We start from the raw sequence: 1,592 nt of genomic DNA on the forward strand, positions 1-1,592 counted from the left end.
AATCTGGTATTGTTTAAATTTTTAGCTGTTTCGTATTTCATAATTTAAGATTATAGCAGATGTTTCGCAGTAACTCTAATGTGAAAAAGCCATTTATGAGAATTGCTAATAGATTGAATACTAGTCTTAAGAAAGCAAACAACAAGCGTGACTTTAATGCTGCTATGAAGGCTGCTAAGGAGTTGCATGGTAATCAAAGAAAGTTTGTTTTACGTTCATTGAAACAATTAAAAAAAGATGGTTCAATGAACATGGGTGGAACTAATCTATTAATTTTTGGTTTGCAACTGAAAGTTGAAAGCTAGAAATCATGCTAATTTAGCGTGGGTTCTAGCTTTTTTCAATAAAAACTGAAACTTGAAAGCTAAGATTAGCGCTCCTTCCCCGTGCTTCTTGGCTTTTTCTTATCAAAAATAAAAACGCAGGATCTCTCTGCGTTATACTTTAAGTGTCAAAATAAAAGGTAAAGGAGATTCTACGCAATGAACAGTATAGAACAAATCGACACTAAATCCTTAATTTCTTCATTTATTAAACTAATTGGTCTAGCTAAGCTAACTAAACAAGTCAACTTCAAGCGTAAATCTACCATTTCATTAACCATGATTATCTCTTGGCTGATGTCTGTACATTTTGCTCGGCTTTCTTTATTTAGAGCTAAGGATGACAAACACTTTTCCGTTAGAACTGTTCGCAATGTACTTAACGATGGAAGAATCAACTGGCAAAAACTATTATGTTTGATTGCAGCCCAGCTCATTGGCTGTTTAAAACCATTTATCGATAAAAGACGCCGACTTGCTTTTATCGTTGACGATACGCTCATGGCTCGGTCTTTTTCTAAAAAGACCGAATTGCTAGCTAAAGTCTATGACCATGACAAGCATGAGTATTTGAACGGATATCGTGGTTTAACTTTAGGCTGGAGTGACGGCAATACCTTCTTGCCAGTCAACTTTGCCTTAATGTCAACTAAAGCCAAGAAAAATATGATTGGAGCCGCTCCCATTACTGCTGATGAACGTTCAATTTCTGGTAAAAGGAGAAATCAAGCTCAGAGAAAGATGAATGACGTAACTGTAGAGTTAATTAGACAAGCCTTGCGATTAGGGGTAGAAGCTAGATATGTCTTATTCGATTCTTGGTTTTCTACATAAAGTCAAGAGTGATAGGCCCTTTAATTGAATTTTTGATCAATATTTCTTGATCCGTTTAGAATAGGGCCGATTTATTTTTATTCAAGTCCACGACAAATAAGCCCGCAGACTATGGTCTTTTGGCGAGCTTAGGTTTATAATCGAGCTGATCAGTCAATTACGACAAAAGCCGTTTTTGATTTTGTTTGGCTACGTCGTAATCGTATGTTTGGTCATTGACGATTAGAGCGTAGATCGTTCTGATCAGTCTGCTTACAGAAGCAATAGCGATCTTTTTGAACCCTTTGGTTTGAAGAGATCGCTTTTTGCGTGTGTCGGGCATGGCAGTCATCTAGTCTAGTGAAAGTCTAGACCACGGGTAGTTGTCGCCAAGTGTAGTGAACTACAAGCCGTTAGCGGTGACGCTATGGGTGAAGGAAGTGGCTAGCAAGTTTT

General features: G+C 37.4%; 3 pseudogenes. 2 read left to right on the forward strand and 1 reads right to left on the reverse strand.

The features are described from left to right. Positions 1-65 precede the first annotated feature (65 nt). Together BN52_RS01375 and BN52_RS01380 are read left to right on the forward strand one after the other, a co-directional pair. Positions 66-305, forward strand: a pseudogene (locus tag BN52_RS01375) (hypothetical protein); the annotation flags it as partial. A gap of 177 nt (positions 306-482) precedes the next feature. Further along, positions 483-1,154, forward strand: a pseudogene (locus BN52_RS01380) (transposase); the annotation flags it as partial. A gap of 160 nt (positions 1,155-1,314) precedes the next feature. Here BN52_RS01380 and BN52_RS10300 read toward each other — a convergent pair. Further along, a pseudogene (locus BN52_RS10300) lies at positions 1,315-1,467 on the reverse strand (IS110 family RNA-guided transposase); the annotation flags it as partial. Positions 1,468-1,592 lie beyond the last annotated feature (125 nt).

The sequence above is a fragment of the Lactobacillus gigeriorum DSM 23908 = CRBIP 24.85 genome, assembly GCF_000296855.1.
GTDB lineage: Bacteria > Bacillota > Bacilli > Lactobacillales > Lactobacillaceae > Lactobacillus > Lactobacillus gigeriorum.